Raw genomic sequence first — 17,066 nt, 5'->3', positions numbered from 1 at the left:
ACCTCGAGGACCTGACGGTCTCGGAGGTGATGGTCCACCGCACCAAGATGCGCACCATCAACGCGGATCTCTCGTCCGAGGAGATCGTGCGCGAGGTGCTGTCCTCGCCCTATACCCGCATGCCGCTTTGGCGCGGGAGCCAGGAGAACATCGTCGGCGTGCTCCATGCCAAGGACCTGCTGCGGGCGCTCGATGCGGTCGGGGGCGACGCGGGCAGGCTCAAGGTCGAGGCGATCGCGCTGGAAACCTGGTTCGTGCCCGACACCACGTCGCTGCGCGACCAATTGAAGGCCTTTCTCGCCAAGAAGACCCACTTCGCCCTCGTGGTCGACGAATACGGCGAGGTGATGGGCCTCGTGACCCTGGAGGACATCCTCGAGGAGATCGTGGGCGACATCAAGGACGAGCACGATCTCTCGGTCCAGGGCGTGCGGCCTCAGCCGAACGGCTCGGTCAACGTCGACGGCTCCGTGCCGATCCGCGACCTCAACCGGGCCATGGACTGGAACCTGCCGGACCAGGAGGCCACCACCATCGCGGGCCTCGTCATCCACGAGGCACAGACCATTCCCGACACGGGTCAGATCTTCACCTTCCACGGCTTCCGCTTCCAGGTGCTGCGCAAGTCGCGCAACCGGATCATGGCGCTCAGGATCACGCCGCTCACGACCGTTCGGGCGAGGGCCGAGTAGGATCCGACCGGGTGAATCGGGCCCGTCATGGCCGGGCTGGTCCCGCCATCCCGATGCGGAGAGGCGCGGCGCCTCCTGGATCGGGATCACCGGCACGAGGCCGGTGATGACGAGGTGGGATGGACCGGAAGATCGGCTGGTCACCCCTTCAAGAAGTCCGCCAGCGCCGCATTCACCGCGTCGGGCTCCTCGTGCTGGACCCAGTGCGTGGCGGTCTCGATCCAGCGGACGCTGCCCGAGCGGCACAGGGCAAGGCTCGCCTCCGCCAACCCCCGTTCGAGGAACCGGTCGCCCGTGCCCCAGACCACGAGCGTCGGCGGCAGGACCGCGGGATCCTTCATGTCCGGCCTGAACGGCAGCGCCCGATACCAGTTGAGCATGGCGGTGAGCGCGCCCGGCCGGGACCAGGCCGTCTCGTAACGGGCCAGATCCTTGTCGGAGAACGTGCCGGGACGGCTCGTGCGCCGAAGGGCGTCCTTCAGGCTGCGATGACCGTTCGCCGACAGCATCGCCTCGGGCAGGCGCGGGATCTGGAAGAACCCCACATAGAGGCTCCTGAACATCTGGCTCGGATGCGCGCGCATATAGGCGCCGGCGGCGCTCGGGTGGGGCGCATTGAGCACCACGAGCTTTTCGACGCGGTCCGGATGGCGGGACGCCGTCCACCGGGCGACGAGCCCGCCCCAGTCATGGCCGACCACGGAGAAGGTTTCACGCCCGAGCGCATCAGCCAGCCCGACCACGTCACCCGCCAGGATGTCGAGGTCGTAGGCCCGCCGGCCGGCGGGCTTGTCGCTGAGATTGTAGCCGCGCTGATCCGGCGCGAGCACGCGGAACCCGGCCTCCGCGAGAGGGCCGATCTGGGAGCGCCACCCCCACCAGAACTCGGGAAAGCCGTGGAGCAGGATCACGAGCGGCCCATCCTCGGGGCCCGCCTCGACCGCATGGAGCGTCACGCCGCCGACCCGATGGCGGCTGCCCGTCGTCTCGGGATCGAAGCTCCGGGTCATGCGTGGGCCGACACTTTCACGCGCTTCGGCGGCGGCTCCTCGGAGGCCATGAACTGCGCCCGGGCGAGCTCGGCGAACCGGCCACCCTTCGCCACGAGGTCGTCGAAGGTGCCGGTCTCGATGACGCGGCCCTGATCGAACACGAGGATCCGGTTGGCGTTGCGGATGGTGGCGAGGCGGTGGGCGATCACGAAGGTCGTGCGTCCCTTCATCACCTCGTCGAGGGCGAGCTGCAGCTTGCGCTCGGTGGCGGCGTCGAGCGCGCTCGTCGCCTCGTCGAGGATGAGGATCGGCGGGTTCTTTAGGAGCGCGCGGGCGATCGACAGGCGCTGACGCTCGCCGCCCGACAGCGAGCGCCCGCGCTCGCCGATGACGGTGTCGAGCCCCTCCGCCTGGCGCGAGATGAACTCGATGGCCTGCGCCCGCTCCAGGGCCTCGATCATCTCCGCGTCGGTCGCATCGGGCCGCCCGACCTGCAGGTTCTCGCGGATGGTGCGCGCGAACAGCATCGGCTCCTGGAACACCACGCCGATATTGCGACGCAGGGACGAGAGCGTGACGTCGCGGATATCGAGGCCATCGATGCGGATGGACCCCGATTGCGGATCGAAGGCCCGGTGCAGCAGCCCGAGCGTCGTCGACTTGCCGGATCCGGTGGCGCCGACCAGCGCCACGTTCTCGCCGGCCTGCACCGTGAAGGACACGTCCTGCACGGCGGAGCGCTTGCCGTCATAGGAGAAGCTGACGGTGTCGAAGACCACGTCGCCCCGGTAGCGCTCCACGTTCCGGGCATTGGCCCGGTCGTGCACGACCGGGGCGGTGTCCAGGATCTCGAAGAATTCCTGCAGCTTCGGCGCCTGCATGAAGAGCTGGTTGATGAAGCTCACCGCCTGTTCCAATCGGCCGATCAGCATGGTGGCCATGCTCATGAACATGACGACCTCGCCGATGGTCGCCAATCCGTTCAGATGAAGCCAGGTGCCGAGAAGGAAGATCGCCGTGACGGTGATCGTCGCCGACGCGCGCGACGCCACGGAGGCGAGCGCCCACCAGGACAGCACCGGGTTCTGCGCCTGGAGCAATTGCTGGATGATGGTCCGCAGGGAGCGGCTCTCCGCTTCCACGCGGGTGAAGGACTGGATCACCGGCACGTTGCCCAGCGCGTCCGAGGCATGCTCGGCGAGGCTCGAATGATAGCGCTCCACGGAGCCCTGGAGGGTTTCCGTCTTGCGCAGCACGATGGCGGTGAGAAACGCGAAGACCACGACCAGCGCCACGAGGAGCAGGCCCAGGCGCCAGTTCAGGAACACGGTCAGCGGCAGGAGCACGACGAGGGCGATCAGGGCCGACAGATGCTCGCGGAAGAAGCCGAGCCAGAGCCACGACATGGCGCCCGAGCCCTCGAGCATCACCTTCAGCACGCGGCCGGAATGGGTCGAGGTGTGGAAGGCGAGCGGCAGTTCGAGCACGTGCTCGAAATAGCTCGCCACCACGGCCAGCCGCCGCCGGTGCGCCAGCCGGTCCGCATGGAGCGCCACCAGGGCGCCGGCCCCGATGGAGAACAGCCCGAAGGCCACCCAGGCGAGGATGAGGGGCGTGAGGGTCCCGAAGGTCACGGGTGCGGCATTCGGCATCTGCGCGCGGGTGAGCACATCGATGATGCGCCCGAACAGGATGGGCTCGGCGAAAGCCGAGATCGCCAGCGCGATATTGGCCAGGGCGAGCAGCGCGCCGACCCTCAGGTCGGACCCGAGCTGCCCGAGGACACGGATGTAAAGCTTGATCAGCCGCATGGGGATCTACCTGCGAACGTCGCGAACTCCAAAGGATGTCGCGTACTTCAACCCGCTTGAAAAGCCGAAAGGTCCCGAACCGTTTCCCGTCATGCGCGGCTCCTCGCCGGCTTCAGGCTCCGGCGGAAGCGCCCGATCCATTTCGGCCCGAGCTTCGACGAGCGCTCGCTCCCCCGCGACCGGGGCCGGGCCAGAAGAATGGCCCCTTCCTTCGTCTTGCGGATGTGCAGGGTTCTCGTGTGGAACTCCTCGAGGCCGGGCCGGTGTCCGATCGACAGGACGCTTGCCCCGTTCAGCTCGTTCTCGAACAAGGCCAGCATCGACGCCTGGTTCTCCTCGTCGAGGGCCGAGGTCGCCTCGTCCATGAACACCCACCGGGGCTTGTGCAGCAGCACCCGGGCGAAGGCCACCCGCTGCTGCTGGCCGAGGGACAGACTCCGGTCCCAGCGCTCGTGCCTGTCGAGCATCTCGACGAACTCGCCCAGGCCGCAGCGTTCGAGGGCCTTGCGCACATCGGCATCCTCGAAGGTCTCGGGCGAGGCCGGATAGCTGATGGCAGCTCTGAGCGATCCCAAGGGCAGATAGGGCCGCTGCGGCAGGAACATCATCTCCTCGGGCTTCGGGATGCGGATGCGGCCGGAGCCCCAGGGCCAGAGGCCGGAAATGGCCCGGAACAGCGTGCTCTTGCCGGCGCCCGATTCGCCCATGATCAGCACCCGCTCGCCGGGCCGGATCTCGGCCGTCGCATCCTCGATGAGGATGCTGCCGTCGTTGAGCGCGATCGAGACGGCCTCGAAGCTCAGCCAGCCCTTGGGGTGGGGGCCGATCTCGATCTTGCGGCTCTCGGCCGTGACCTCGTCGAGATCGATGGCGGCCTGCCGGAACGTCGCGACGCGCAGGACGGCGGAGCGCCAATCGGCGATCTTCGGGAAGTTGTCGACGAAATAGCGCAGAGCCGACTGCACCTGATTGAAGGCGCCGACCACCATCATCATCTCGCCGAAGGACAGGCGTCCCGCGAAATAGTCCGGCGCGGCCGCGAGGATCGGCACCACGATGGCGAGCCAGCCATAGCCCGAGGTGATCCAGGTCAGGCGCGCCAGGCCGCCGGAGAGGCGCCGCGACGCCTTGAGGACCGCCTCGACGAACTCGTCGAGGTTTCGGCGCTCGTCCGGCTCGCCGTTGTAGAGGGCGACGCTCTCGGCGCTCTCGTTCACGCGCACGAGCGCGAAGCGCAGCTCCGCCTCGCGGGCATAGCGCAGGGTGTTCAGGCGGATCATCGGACGCCCGACGAGCCAGGTCAGCCCGGATCCGATCCCGGCGTAGCCGACCGCGACCCAGACCATGTAGCCCGGGATGGTGATCTCGCGGCCGCCCAACGTGAAGCTCACGGGCCCCGACAGCGCCCACAGGACGCCGATGAAGCTGACCAGCAGCAGGAAGGCCTGCAGCATGCCGACCCCGAGCTCCGTCGAGAGTTCGGAGAAAAGGCGGCAATCCTCCTGCATCCGCTGGTCGGGCTGGGCACTGTTCTCGCCCATGAAGCCCATCTGGTAGGCCCGGTTCGGCATGAGCCAGATGTCGAGCAGCACCTGCGTCAGGCGCTGGCGCAGCCGGATCTTGAGCCGCTCCTGAAGCCAGGTCTGCGCCACCACGAGGGCCAGAAGGACCGCGATGATGACCAGGAAGACCAGGAGCTGATGGAAGAAGGTGGCTGAATCCCGCTTCTCGACGGCATCGAAGAAGGCGCCGTTCCACTGGTTGAGACGCACCTGGCCGAACATGTTGCCGACCAGGATGACAAGGATGGCCGCCCCCAGCCGCAGCATGGGCCAGCCCTTCCCGTTCCGGAGCATGTCGCGAAAGAGCTGATACAGCTCCCGGAGGATGCTCGGGGCCATTTCCTGCGCATGGGGCGGCTCGGGAGGATGGGCGGCCGCGATGGCGGCCTCCTTCGCCAGGGTGGCGCCTTGGCCGGGACCGACCTCCTGATCGCTCCCCACCGCTGGCGGCGGGGGCAGCTGCTTGCCCAGTTTGGGATCGAAATCCGGCATCGGTCGAACGCGTACTCGGTGAGCTTGAGAGTTCCTCAAGCTAAAGCGCGTTCACATACGTTAAGTTCCGATCCGACCCCTGTCCGGAGCGCCGCAGCGGTCAGCGGCGGTCGGCCGCGACCGCCAGAGCCCAATAGACCTTGTACTTGGAATTCGGCGCATAGGCCGTGGCGATCCCGATCCGGGTCGCCCTGGAATCGAGGAGCACCCGGTTGTGCTGCGGGCTCTCGCGCCAGCCGGAGAAGGCTTCGGCCAGGGTGTGGTAGCCGGCGGACAGGTTGGCGGCCGGCCCCGTGAAGCCCGCCGAGGCAAGGCGGGCCTTGAAGGCCTCGGCGGAGCTCGGCTTGTCGGCCCGGGCCATGGCGTCGGCCTCCGCCCGGGCGGCCGCCTGCAGGTCGGGATCGAGGGTGAGCGGCCGCAGGCCGTTGTTGCCGCGATACGCCCCGATCATGTCGCGGGCCATGGCGGCGTCCACGACCGCGTCGGCCCGGGCCATCGACACGTAGAAGCTCGGGGTCTGGCTGCGCTGGACGGGCTTCTCGCTCTGGCAGGCGGACAGAGCGAGGGCGGGAAGGATCAGGAGGATGAGACGCTTCATGCGGGCGTCTTATCCTTGAGAAGGGTTAAGGTTTCGTCCTCTTTCTCCTCCGCCTTCGCGGCCTTGTCCTGCGGCTCCTCGGCCGGTTCGGGCGCGGGAGCCGGCGCGGGAACCCCGACGCCGGCCTTCCGCAGGCCGCGGAAGATCTCGAAATAGATGTCGCTCGAGACCCGGCCGGCCGCATCGATATCGTCCACGAAGCAGATGAGATCGAAATCGATGGTGTTTTCGGTCACCTTCTTGAACAGGACCCGGGGCGCCGGCTCGCTCATCACCTCCCGGTGCGCGAGGGCCGCCTTGCGCATGATCTCCGCCACCTGGTCCGGATCCGACGCCCGGGGCACGGGGATCGACACGAGCACGCGGCCCACGCGGTCGTTGCGCACGCGGTTGCGCACGATGCCGGAGATGAGGTTCGAATTCGGCACGATGATCGTCGAGCGGTCGAAGGCCTGGATCTCGGTCGAGCGCACGTTGATCCGGCGGACATAGCCCTCCCCGTCGCCGACGACCACGAGGTCGCCGACCCGGATGGGGCGCTCCCACAGGAGGATGAGGCCGGAGATGAAGTTGTTGACGATGGATTGCAGGCCGAAACCGATACCGACCGACAGGGCGCCGGCCACGATGGTCACCCGCTCCAGGCTGAGGCCCAGATAGGTGAAGGCGATCATGCCTGCGATGATGATGCCCACATAGCCCGCCGCCGTGCTGATCGAGTTGCGCAGACCCGCATCGAGCTCGGTCGCCGGCAGGAAGGTGTTGTTGAGCCACCGCTGGATCACCCGCGTGACGGCGAAGCCCGCGGCGAACAGCACGGCCGCGATGAGGATCGACGACAGGGAGATCGTGACGTCGCCGACGTTGAACCCGAAGAACAGGGCCCGGAGCGATCCCGTCACGTCGGCCGACTCGATGCCCCAGGGCAGCAGCACGAGCAGGACCGCGATGACGATCAGGGCCAGCCGCATGATGCCGCTGGCCAGGATGCCGATCTGCTCCAGGGAGCGGCGGCGCAGGCCCGTATTGGCCTGGAGCGCCGTGGCGAGCCGGGTCTGGCCGCGCAGGGAGCCGCCGATGAACTCGTCGGCGAACGCGATGCCGAGGATCAGCAGGGCGATCACGATGGAAATGCCCACCGCCTGGTCGACCACGAAGGACGCCAGGGCCACATAGCCGCCCACCACGCTGCCGACGATCAGCGCGACCACGAACCAGCCGACGCTGCGCAGGGGCCCGCCGATATCGACCTCCTGGGCGACGTACGGCCCGAGGCATGCCTCGTCCTGGGATTCGCGGGCCGCGAAGCGCCGCAGGAGCTCGGCGAAGACCAGGCCGGCGGCCAGGGCGAAGACGGCGCGGGTCATGACCGTGACCGGCAGGGCGGCCGCGATGGCCGCGTTGAACGACTCGATCACCTTGCCGGCCACCATGACGGTCGCCAGGGTCACGGCAAAGCTCATGATCCGGGCCGCGGAGGCGTCCCGGACCGGGATCAGCCGCCAGGAGGTATGATCCGGCGCCAGGATCGCGTCGATCAGGGCGCGCACGAAGGCGATGAAGGCCAGGCCGCTCAGAAAGGCCCTGCCGACCTGCTCGAGCCGCGGCGGGACGATGTCGACCGAATCGAACGCCACCCAGACGATCCAGCTGCCGGCGATCGCCGGACCCGCCCCCAGGATCAGCACGCCGAGGGCGGCCAGAAGGCGGCTGCGGCGGGCCGGGTCTGTAACGGCGGGATCCCGCCTCACGAGGCGCGGCGCGAGGGAGCGGCGCCCGGCATAGAGGGCGATCGCCACGCCGATGGCCAGGCCGAGAAGAAGCAGCACGCCGATCGAGGTGCTGCGCTGCACCTGCTCGAGGGCATCGCCCAGGACGATCCCCAGCGCCCGAAGCTCCCGCGGAACGGCCTGCACCACGTTCATCCAGAGGCTGGGGCTGAGGAGGCCATCGCTCTGCTCGAACAGGGCCCGGGTGAACCCCGCCCGGCGCAGGTCGCCGATCTGGGTGTTGAGCTGCTCGGCCTGGACCAGCAGGGCACGCCCGAGCCGCTGGGTCTCGTCCAGTTCCGCGACCGCTGCCTCGCGCTCGGCCCGGTCGCGGGCCACGTCAGCGCTCTCCTCGGGCTGGCCCTTCTCGGGCTTCGGTCCGAGCTGGCTCAGGCGCTGCTTGCTGGCCTCGAGCTTCGGGGCCTGTTCGTCGACGACCGTGCGGATCTCGGCGATGATCGGCTCGATCTGCACGCGGATGTTCTGCAGATCCGCATCCGGCATGGTCCGGCCCTGGATGGCCGCTTCCTTCTGGTCGAGATCGGCCTTGAACCCGTCGAGCTTGGCGCGGGCCGCCTTCGTCTCGGCCGAAATGGGAGCAGGCGCCGGCACGGCGGCCTGAGGCTGGGTCGCAGCGGGGCTCTGAGCCGGCGGCGCGGTCGGAGAGGTCTGCGCCTGCTGCGCATAGGATGCGCCGCCCGCTGCAACGCCCGCCACGATCACGGCAGCCCGGAAGAGCCGCTTCATCCCCATGCTGATCATTCAGTCGTCCCTATCGCATTCCCGGCAGCACCGGATCGGTCCGGTGCCCGTCTTTTTCAAAGAGCGCCCTGCTTGCGCCGAGAACCGGCCCGCTTGTGCCTGGCGCTGCCACGGCGGGGCGGTTCTTTGCGAATCATTACGGCGAAAAGTCGCCGCCCGGTCGGCGAAGCGCAACAAAAAAGCCGGGAGAGGCCGCGGCCTCTCCCGGCTTCCCTAAGGGGAAATTCTTACTGCTTGGGGGTTTCGTTGGCCGACGGCTGCGCGCCTGGGGCCGGATAGGCCGGGTTGGCGGGCGTGATCCGGTTGGTGGGATTGGCGTTCGAGGAACCGGTCGTGGAGCCCGTCACGTTGGCGCGGGCGGCATCGGTGCCCGGGTCGTCCGGAGACGTCGAGCTTGCCCAGATCATATATCCGGACACCGCCACCGCGAGGAGCAGGAGCGAGCCGATCAGAACGCCCAGGACCGGGCGGCCGGACGCCCCCTGTCGGGCACGATCATCGGGAATCTGTTGAGCCATCTGGAGCCTCTTTGAGAAATGCGGTTTGTCGGGCGAGCAGCAAGGCTCGGCATTATCAGGGCAACGCGAGATGGAAGAGCCGGTTCCTGCCTGTGCCCGTCCATTCGGACGGGCCTCGGGATCGATCCGACTCGGGATCCAATGGAGCGTTTCTCCGTTGTTCGAGACGGGCCACCAACAATGGTCAGAGACGAGGGGCCAATGGTTCGAACAGGCTTCGGCGACACCCTATGTCGCAGGCTGGGCACCTTCCCGCATCGCCGGCCTTCGGCCATGTTCTCGCCGCTTTCGAAACCATTGGGTAATCTCTGATTCAAGGAGATGTCATGCAGGACAATCGCATCAGTCTGGACGGGACTTGGGAATTTTTGCATGTGGCCGACGACCGTCTGTCCGGCCCGGCGGAGGTTCGCCAGATCACGGTGCCAAGTCCCTGGCAGGCCCAATTTGCGGACCTGCGCATGCGCGCCGGCATCGGCATCTATCGCCGGACCGTCGAGATCGACGAAGCGTGGCTGCACGACAGCGTCTGGATCCGCTTCGGCGCCGTGTTCCACAACACCAAGGTGTTCGTCAACGGCGAGGCCGTGGGTCATAACGAGGGCGGGTTCCTGCCGTTCTCGTTCGACGTGACCTCCCACCTCAAGCCCGGGGCGAACGAGATCAAGGTCCGGGTCGACAGCCCGACCGACAACCCGGCCGAGTTCCCGGATTCGCCCTTCGCCGAAATCCCGTTCGGCAAGCAGAGCTGGTACGGCCCCCTGTCCGGGATCTGGCAGCCCGTCTACCTCGAGCGCCGCATCTCCGACCACATGAACCGGGTGCGGCTCGTGCCCAATCTGACCACCGGACGGGTGACCTCCGGGGTGTTCTTCGCGCGCCCGCTCACGGACGCCACCCAGATCCGCATCGCGGTCACGGACCCGTCGGGCGATGTGGTCCTCGACGAGATGCACGAGACCCAGGTGGGCGTCACCTCGATGCCGTTCGAGTTCACGCTCGACGACGTCCGCGCGTGGTCGCCTGACCATCCCAATCTCTACCGCGTCCGCCTCGAACTCATCCGCAACGGCGCGGTGAAGGACGAGATCGCGGACCATTTCGGCTTCCGCTCCATCGAGACGCGCAACGGCAAGTTCTATCTCAACGGCGAGCCGCTCTACCTGCGTTCCGCGCTCGACCAGGATTACTATCCGGACACGATCTGCACCGTGCCGTCGGTGGAATTCCTGGAGGACCAGTTCCGCAAGGCCAAGGAGCTCGGCCTCAACTGCCTGCGCTGCCACATCAAGGCGGCCGACCCGCGCTATTACGAGGTCGCGGACCGGATGGGGATGCTGATCTGGACCGAGCTGCCGAACGGCGGCATGGCCACGGACCGCTCGCGGGGACGCAAGGAAAAGCTCCTGAAGGGCATCGTCGACCGGGACGGCAACCATCCGTCCATCGTGATCTGGACGATCATCAATGAGAACTGGGGCGTCGATCTCGTCAACGATGCGGATCACCGCGACTGGCTCAAGCGCACCTTCGCCTGGCTGAAGGCCTACGATCCGACGCGCCTCGTGGTCGACAACTCGCCGCTCGCACCGAGCTTCCACGTGGAATCCGACATTGCGGATTACCATTTCTACGCCGCCTATCCCGACCATCGGGCGCAGTGGGACCAGTTCGTCGACGAGCTGTCCAACAGGGCCTCGTGGCTCTACTCGCCCCACGGCGATGCAGTGATCACCGGCCGCGAGCCGCTGATGTGCTCCGAATTCGGCAACTGGGGCCTGCCTTATCCGAAGGATCTGCGCGACGCCAAGGGCGAGGAGCCCTGGTGGTTCGAGACCGGGCACGACTGGGGCGAGGGCGTGATGTATGCCCACGGCGTCGAGAACCGCTTCTCGGACTGGAGCCTGGACCGGGTCTTCGGCGATCTGCGCCGCTTCGTCATCGCGGCACAATGGCAGCAGTTCCGCGCGCTCAAATACGAGATCGAGGCCATGCGCCGGAAGCCGAACCTCGCCGGCTACGTGATCACCGAACTGCACGACTGCCATTGGGAATCGAACGGCCTCCTCGACATGCGTCGCAACCCGCGCGTGTTCCATGAGCTCTTCCACATCGTCAACTCGGATACGGTGATCGTGCCGAAATGGGAGCGGGCCTCCTACTGGTCCGACGAGACGGCCGTCCTCGGTCTGGCGATCGCCCACGGGGCCGGGCCGGTTCTCGAGGATTGCACGCTGGAGATCTCCCTCTGCGGCGAGAGCCAGATCCTGTCCCTGCCCCGCCTCGAGGCGCCGGCCGTGCTCGATCTCGGCCGCATCGAGATCCCCGTGCCGGGAATGGACGAACCCTCCCTGCGGCGCATCAGCCTCGATCTGCGCACCGCCGATGGTCGCGTGGTCGCGCATAACCACCACGACATCGCGATCCATCCCAAGCGCACGAGGCCCGTTCATGCGCGCGAGCTGGTCTGGTCGCCGGACGAGGACATCCGGGAGCGGTTCCGGGCGCTGGGCTACAGCATCGCCCGCGCGTTCGAGGAATCGACCCTGATCGTGTCCCGCACGCACAACAAGGCGATCGCGGATCATGTGCGGGCGGGCGCCAAGCTCCTGCTCCTGCCGGAAGAGGACATGACCCTCTATCCGTTCTTCCCGCACTGGCAGGCCGTTAGGGTGCAGGCGCGCGCCGGCACCCTCTGGTCCGGAGACTGGGCCTCGTCCTTCGGCTGGCTGCGGCGCTCGGGACATTTCGCCCGGTTCCCCTCCGGCCCCCTCCTCGACGAAACCATGGACCGGGTGCTGCCCGATTACGTGATCGCGAACTGCAACCTGCTCGACTTCCAGGCGCGCGTGTTCTCCGGCCTCGTGGTCGGCTGGATCCACAAGCCCGTGGCGCTCGGCGTCGAGCGCTCCTATGGCCGCGGACGTCTGGTGGCCTCGACCCTGCGCCTGTTCCGCGACGAACCGCTGGCGGATCCGACCGCCACGATGTTGACGGATGCCCTCGTGGAGCTGGCCGTGGAGTCCAGAGCGGCGCGGCTCGAGGAGGCCGTTCGGGCCGCGGAGGCGGCCGCGTAAGCCTCGCCCCGCACAATCGAAAGGCGGCCAGGTGTGCCTGGCCGCCTTTTCTTTTGCCTTGCGCTGAAAGCGTCTGGCGCCGAGACGTCCTCTATTCGGCCGCCACCTTCATGGCTTCGTCCGACCACTCCACCTCGCTGTCCGCGAAGAACCGGTCGAGGGCGCTCTCCAGCCGCGGCATGAGGAGACCGCGCTCGGTGGAGAGGGCCGTGTTGAGAGCCGGATCGTCGCCGGCCCCGATCACGCGCTCAGGATCGAAGCCCGCGCGCTCCGCCGCCATGGCGGCGAGATCGCGCCATGAGGTCTCGCCGGTATTGGCCATATGCCAGATGCCGGTGCCGCCATCGATCAGGAGGTCGAGGGACGTGTTGACCAGATCGGGCACATAGGTCGGCGACACCACGTCCAGGCTGGCTTCCACGTCCTCGCCCTTGCTGAGGGTGTTCAGGATGGACCAGATGAAATTGTAGCGATCCCAGGGGCCGAAGAATGCGCTCGTGCGCAGGACGAGAGCCTTGTCGTACGCCTCCAGGACCCGGCGTTCGGCCTCGGCCTTGCTCTCGCCATAGACCGTCGTCGGGTTGACCGCGTCGCTTTCGACGTAAGGCCGGTCGAGCGTTCCGTCGAAGACGAGATCGGACGAGAAGGTGACCAGGGGGATGCCCAGATCCGCGCAAACCCTCGCCAGCGTCTCCGGGCCCGACGTGTTCTCCCGGAAGCATGCCTGTCGGTCGTTCTCGGCTTCCACGACCCGCACGTACCCGGCGGTGTTGATCACCGCCCAGGGCCGATGGCACGCGAGGGCCTTGGCGACGCTCCGGGCATCGGCGATGTCCATGTCCCGCCGGGACAGCAGCACGTGGTTGAGCCCCCGGAACTCGCACAGGCGCGAATAGGCGCGGCCGAGGGTTCCCGTGGCGCCGGTGATCAGGAGCTGGCGCGGTTCGTCGGAAAGCCAGCAGGACCTCGATTGTCTCGCCGGCGGCCTGTAGAAGCGGATGTCGCGCTTCCACCAGCCGGCGCGGTCGAGCACCGGATGGTCGAAGGCGCCGGTCTTGGCGAGCGACTCCGCCGCGTGGGCGAGCGCCGTGCATCGCGGCTCCGGAGCCCGCACGTCGAAGGGCCCCGGCTCGTAGAAGCCGTTGCGGCGCGTCAGCAGGCTGTTCCAGTCGACGGCCCCGTAGAGGGACCAGACCGTGACGGCCCGGATGTCGACTCCTTCGTCGCGCAGCGCGTTGGCGCCGTTCCAGACCTCCATGAGCCAGCGCAGCTGGTCGTCGCGGGTGCTGCCGTGATGCGCCTCCGTGACGGCCATGGGGCGCCGGTAGCGCTCCCAGACCTCTCGAAGCCGCGCGGCGGGACCGAGGTCGGTGGACGGCAGAGGCATGCGGACCGCCTCCGCATCTGCGTAGCGGTGCCGGCCGTTGCCGCCCCAATGATGCTCCGGATAGCGGTTCATGCGCTCGTCGAGATAGCGCTCGCTGGTGAGGTAATGGTTGATGCCGATGATGTCGGGCGCCGCATCGGCCTCGAGCAGGAGCTCGAGATCGGCCTGCGGGACGCCGTTATCGAGCAGAATCGTCCACCAGGGATGATCCCGATCGACCATGCCGCACAGGAGATCGAAGCCGAGAAAGCGCCGCTGGTTCTCATGCTCGGCCTGGTAGGCGAGCGTGGACGTCGCGAAGGTCTTGCCCATGTCGTCGGTCTGGACCAGCTGCGCGTCCGGCCGGACCTTGCGGATGGCGCGCATGGACAGGACGGTCGCCTTGCACTCGTTCACCAGGATCTTGAGGAAAGCCTCATAGCTCGTTCCGTGCGGATACCAATGACCGTAGAGACCCGAGAACCGGGCCGTCGTGAGCGGCTCGTTGACGGGGGTATAGAGATCCAGATGCGGATAGCGCTCCGCCACATGGGCCGCATGGCGGGCCAGGAGCTCGGGCCAGGCAGGATCGAGCATGTGGGTGTAGCGGGGGCCGCTGCCGTGATGGCACAGGCCCGCAATGGCGCGGATGCCGAGGGTCCGGAGGCGCTCCAGGCGCGCATCGTGCCAGGAGAAGTCCGTGCGGTCCGGGCTCTCGGGAGAGATCCTCTCCCAGAGCACCGGATGACGCAGGGTGCGGATCCCGAGCTCGGCGATGCGGTCGAGATCCTCGATTCGCTCATGATGACCGGTCTCCAGGCTTTGGTCGCGATAGTCGTCGCCAACTCTTGCGACGGTACATTCCAGTCCGCCCCAAAGCTCTAGTGATCGGTTCATCATGCAACTCCGAGCTATTACAACAGTGCTTCCACAACTATTCTTATTGCGGAATGTTCAATGCTCTTTGTCGATTACGAAACCATCGCGGCCGAAGCCGGTACGACTTTGACAGCGGACGTGTCCGCTCCGACGGGCAGAGACTCGTTGATGCGCCGGAAGGTGGCAAGCGCCTGACCGACGATCTGGTCCATGTTGTAGTAGCGATAGGTGGCCAGACGACCGACGAACCACACGTCGGGGGTGGCCAGGGCAAGCTTCTCGTACTTCTTGAACAGTTCCTGGTTTTCGGCCTTCGGGATCGGGTAATAGGGATCGCCTTCGGCAGACGGATACTCGTAGGTGAGCGCCGTCTTGGCATGCTCCTGGCCGGTCAGATGCTTGTATTCCGTGACGCGGGTGTAGTCGTTGGTCTGCGGGTAGTTCACGACGCCGACGGGCTGATGCCAGGTCTGATCGAGGGTCACATGCTCGAAGCGGAGCGACCGGTAGGGCAGCTTGCCGAACTGGAAGTCGAAGTATTCGTCGATCGGCCCGGTATAGATGACGCGGCGGTGGGGGACGACGTTCTTGACGTCCTCGTAATCCGTCTGCGTCATGACGTGGATGTTCGGATGGCTGACCATCTTCTCGAACATCCGCGTGTAACCGTGCTTGGGCATGAACTGGAATTCGTCCGTGAAATAACGGTCGTCCCGGTTCGTGCGCGTCGGCACGCGCGAGGTCACCGATTTGTCGAGCTCCGAGGGATCGAGTCCCCATTGCTTGCGCGTATAGCCGCGGAAGAACTTCTCGTAGAGCTCGCGTCCCACGACGGACACCACCACGTCCTCGGACGTCTTGATCTCGCCGATCTTCTCGGCGCGTTCGGCGAACCAGTCCTGCAGCTGCTCGGAGGTGAGGTTCAGGCCGTAGAGCTTGTTGACCGTGTCGAGGTTGATCGGAATCGGAACGAGCATGCCGTCCACTTCCGCCAGAACCCGGTGCTCATAGAAGCGCCATTCGGTGAAGCGGGAGAGATGATCGAAGATCTGCTTGGAATTGGTATGGAAGATATGCGGGCCATACTGATGGATCAGCAGGCCGTCGTCGTCGTACCGGTCGTAGGCATTGCCGCCGATGTGATTACGGCGATCGATGAGAAGAACGCGCTCGTTGCGTTCGGTGGCGAGACGCTCCGCCAGAACGCTGCCTGCAAAGCCGGCGCCTACAATCAACCAATCATACATTCCAGATCACTCCGCAGGCGTGGTGGCATAAACGGGAAGGGAAGAAGCGGGACGATCGGCCGTCGCGTCACCGGTCGCATCCAGCATGAGCTTGTGCATGGACGCCCAAGTCTTGTCCCAGGATCCGGCCGCCAGATGGCGGTCGACCTTGGCAAGCCACGCCTCCTTCGGGCGGGCCAGGATGGTCTCGACCTTGGCGACCACCTCCTGGGCATCCTTGGCGATCTCGACGAGCCCTTTTTCGCCGTAGGGGCGCACCACATCGGTGATCGGCGTCGAGACGACCGGCACCCCGGCCGCCAGGAATTCCGGCGTCTTCGTCGGGCTGATGAACTTCGTGGCCTCGTTGAGGGCGAAATTCATGAAGCCCACATCCCAGCCGGACAGGTAATGCGGCAGTTCGTTGTAGGACTTTCCACCGAGCCAATGGATGTTCGGCCGCTGCGGGAGGGTCGCAGGATCGATCTTCACCACGGGTCCGATCATCACGAACTGCCAGTCGGGACGCAGATCGGCGACCTCGGCCAGAAGGTCGACGTCCATGCGCTCGTCGACGACGCCGAAGAAGCCGAGACGCACATGCGGAATCGGCGCCTGGTCGTCGGGATCCTTGTCGATCGAGCGGGCCTGCGAGAAGTGCTGGAAGTCGATGGAGGACGGGAAGCCGTGAACGCTGCGATGGCGATGGCGCTTGGCCTCGTAGAGGCTCATGCCGCCCGTGAAGACCAGATCGCAGCGGGAAAAGAGGGCGTTCTCCAGATCGAGCAGTTCCTGCGAGGCGCCGCGGAAGAGCGAGAGCTCGTCCATGTTGTCGTAGACGCACAGATCGCACTCGAGATCGCTGGTGAAGGCCATGGCCATCGGCGTGTAGTACCAGAACATGCGCGGGCTCTTGGCCTCGCGGCCGATCAGTTCTTCGATCAGGTCGTGCTGCTCGGCGATGACGTCCTCATGCGACAGACCCTCGGGAAGAACCGGCACCGCGATGGTGACGCCCTGAGGCCGGTCGCTCACATCCATGTGAGGCTTCGCGCCGGCCTTGAACATAGGCTCCTCGATGATCAGGACATCGTAGTGCTTGACCGCCCGGCTGAGGAGATGCTGAGGCCGCTGCCAGACGAAATCCCAGCGCAGATGAGAGAAACAGACGAGGAGAGGTTTTTCTGAACCGACTTTGACAGGCGAACGAAGGGCATAGGACTGCGTCATCAAACGCTCATGCATAGCGCCATCCTCAAATACAGGTGTGTTGTCGCGATCGGACGGAAGAACACGGCCCGGGGTGAATAAAGCGATGTCTT

The 17,066-nt window shown here is 66.5% G+C and carries 11 protein-coding genes; 2 read left to right on the top strand and 9 right to left on the bottom strand.

Going from position 1 to position 17,066, the window contains the following annotated elements:
* On the top strand, nt 1–692 hold a 692-nt coding region (locus NF876_RS40780), incomplete at its 5' end, for a transporter associated domain-containing protein (protein ID WP_262273441.1).
* 140 nt (nt 693–832) lie between these two features.
* Here the strand turns inward: NF876_RS40780 and NF876_RS40775 are convergent.
* The 6 genes from NF876_RS40775 to NF876_RS40750 all read right to left on the bottom strand — a co-directional run bounded on the left by NF876_RS40775 (nt 833) and on the right by NF876_RS40750 (nt 9,196).
* Complete coding sequence (locus NF876_RS40775) at nt 833–1,702, bottom strand: alpha/beta fold hydrolase (RefSeq protein ID WP_262273440.1); 870 nt, start codon at nt 1,700–1,702, stop codon at nt 833–835.
* Nucleotides 1,699–3,495: a glucan ABC transporter ATP-binding protein/ permease gene (locus NF876_RS40770; protein WP_262273439.1), complete on the bottom strand. Its 1,797-nt coding sequence runs from the start codon at nt 3,493–3,495 to the stop codon at nt 1,699–1,701. Before NF876_RS40770 ends, NF876_RS40775 begins: the two co-directional genes overlap by 4 nt.
* Nucleotides 3,496–3,584: 89 nt before the next feature.
* A complete protein-coding gene (locus NF876_RS40765) occupies nt 3,585–5,549 on the bottom strand; it encodes an ABC transporter ATP-binding protein/permease (protein ID WP_262273438.1) in 1,965 nt (654 codons plus the stop codon).
* A 100-nt stretch (nt 5,550–5,649) separates the two neighbouring features.
* Nucleotides 5,650–6,147 (bottom strand): CAP domain-containing protein, encoded by a 498-nt coding sequence (locus NF876_RS40760; protein WP_262273437.1) that lies wholly within the window; start codon nt 6,145–6,147, stop codon nt 5,650–5,652.
* Complete coding sequence (locus NF876_RS40755; protein WP_262273436.1) at nt 6,144–8,678, bottom strand: DUF3772 domain-containing protein; 2,535 nt, start codon at nt 8,676–8,678, stop codon at nt 6,144–6,146. Before NF876_RS40755 ends, NF876_RS40760 begins: the two co-directional genes overlap by 4 nt.
* A gap of 227 nt (nt 8,679–8,905) precedes the next feature.
* Nucleotides 8,906–9,196, bottom strand: coding sequence for a hypothetical protein (locus NF876_RS40750; protein ID WP_262273435.1), 291 nt, complete (start codon nt 9,194–9,196; stop codon nt 8,906–8,908).
* Between the two features lie 326 nt (nt 9,197–9,522).
* On the opposite strand from NF876_RS40750, the gene NF876_RS40745 reads away from it, so the two are divergent.
* The gene (locus tag NF876_RS40745; RefSeq protein ID WP_262273434.1) at nt 9,523–12,273 is read left to right on the top strand and encodes a glycoside hydrolase family 2 protein; all 2,751 of its coding nucleotides are present in this window, start codon (nt 9,523–9,525) and stop codon (nt 12,271–12,273) included.
* Nucleotides 12,274–12,364: 91 nt separating this feature from the next.
* Here the strand turns inward: NF876_RS40745 and NF876_RS40740 are convergent, their stop codons facing one another.
* The 3 genes from NF876_RS40740 to NF876_RS40730 all read right to left on the bottom strand — a co-directional run bounded on the left by NF876_RS40740 (nt 12,365) and on the right by NF876_RS40730 (nt 16,974).
* A complete protein-coding gene (locus tag NF876_RS40740) occupies nt 12,365–14,536 on the bottom strand; it encodes a family 1 glycosylhydrolase (RefSeq protein ID WP_262273433.1) in 2,172 nt (723 codons plus the stop codon).
* 74 nt (nt 14,537–14,610) lie between these two features.
* Nucleotides 14,611–15,765: a UDP-galactopyranose mutase gene (glf, locus tag NF876_RS40735; protein ID WP_262273432.1), complete on the bottom strand. Its 1,155-nt coding sequence runs from the start codon at nt 15,763–15,765 to the stop codon at nt 14,611–14,613.
* Nucleotides 15,766–15,771: 6 nt separating this feature from the next.
* Entirely contained in the window at nt 15,772–16,974 is a 1,203-nt protein-coding gene (locus NF876_RS40730) for a glycosyltransferase (protein WP_262273431.1), read from the bottom strand.
* Between the last annotated feature and the right edge of the window lie 92 nt (nt 16,975–17,066).

It is taken from the genome of Microvirga yunnanensis (assembly GCF_025460875.1).
Note: the sequence above shows the minus strand (reverse complement) of the source record. Positions and strands in the feature narration are given on the sequence as shown.

Coding starts and splice junctions, on each gene's coding strand:
- NF876_RS40775 (WP_262273440.1), bottom strand. CDS start 1,702: ATGACCCGGAGCTTCGATCCCGAGACGACGGGCAGCCGCCATCGGGTC.
- NF876_RS40770 (WP_262273439.1), bottom strand. CDS start 3,495: ATGCGGCTGATCAAGCTTTACATCCGTGTCCTCGGGCAGCTCGGGTCC.
- NF876_RS40765 (WP_262273438.1), bottom strand. CDS start 5,549: ATGCCGGATTTCGATCCCAAACTGGGCAAGCAGCTGCCCCCGCCGCCA.
- NF876_RS40760 (WP_262273437.1), bottom strand. CDS start 6,147: ATGAAGCGTCTCATCCTCCTGATCCTTCCCGCCCTCGCTCTGTCCGCC.
- NF876_RS40755 (WP_262273436.1), bottom strand. CDS start 8,678: ATGATCAGCATGGGGATGAAGCGGCTCTTCCGGGCTGCCGTGATCGTG.
- NF876_RS40750 (WP_262273435.1), bottom strand. CDS start 9,196: ATGGCTCAACAGATTCCCGATGATCGTGCCCGACAGGGGGCGTCCGGC.
- NF876_RS40745 (WP_262273434.1), top strand. CDS start 9,523: ATGCAGGACAATCGCATCAGTCTGGACGGGACTTGGGAATTTTTGCAT.
- NF876_RS40740 (WP_262273433.1), bottom strand. CDS start 14,536: ATGAACCGATCACTAGAGCTTTGGGGCGGACTGGAATGTACCGTCGCA.
- glf (WP_262273432.1), bottom strand. CDS start 15,765: ATGTATGATTGGTTGATTGTAGGCGCCGGCTTTGCAGGCAGCGTTCTG.
- NF876_RS40730 (WP_262273431.1), bottom strand. CDS start 16,974: ATGACGCAGTCCTATGCCCTTCGTTCGCCTGTCAAAGTCGGTTCAGAA.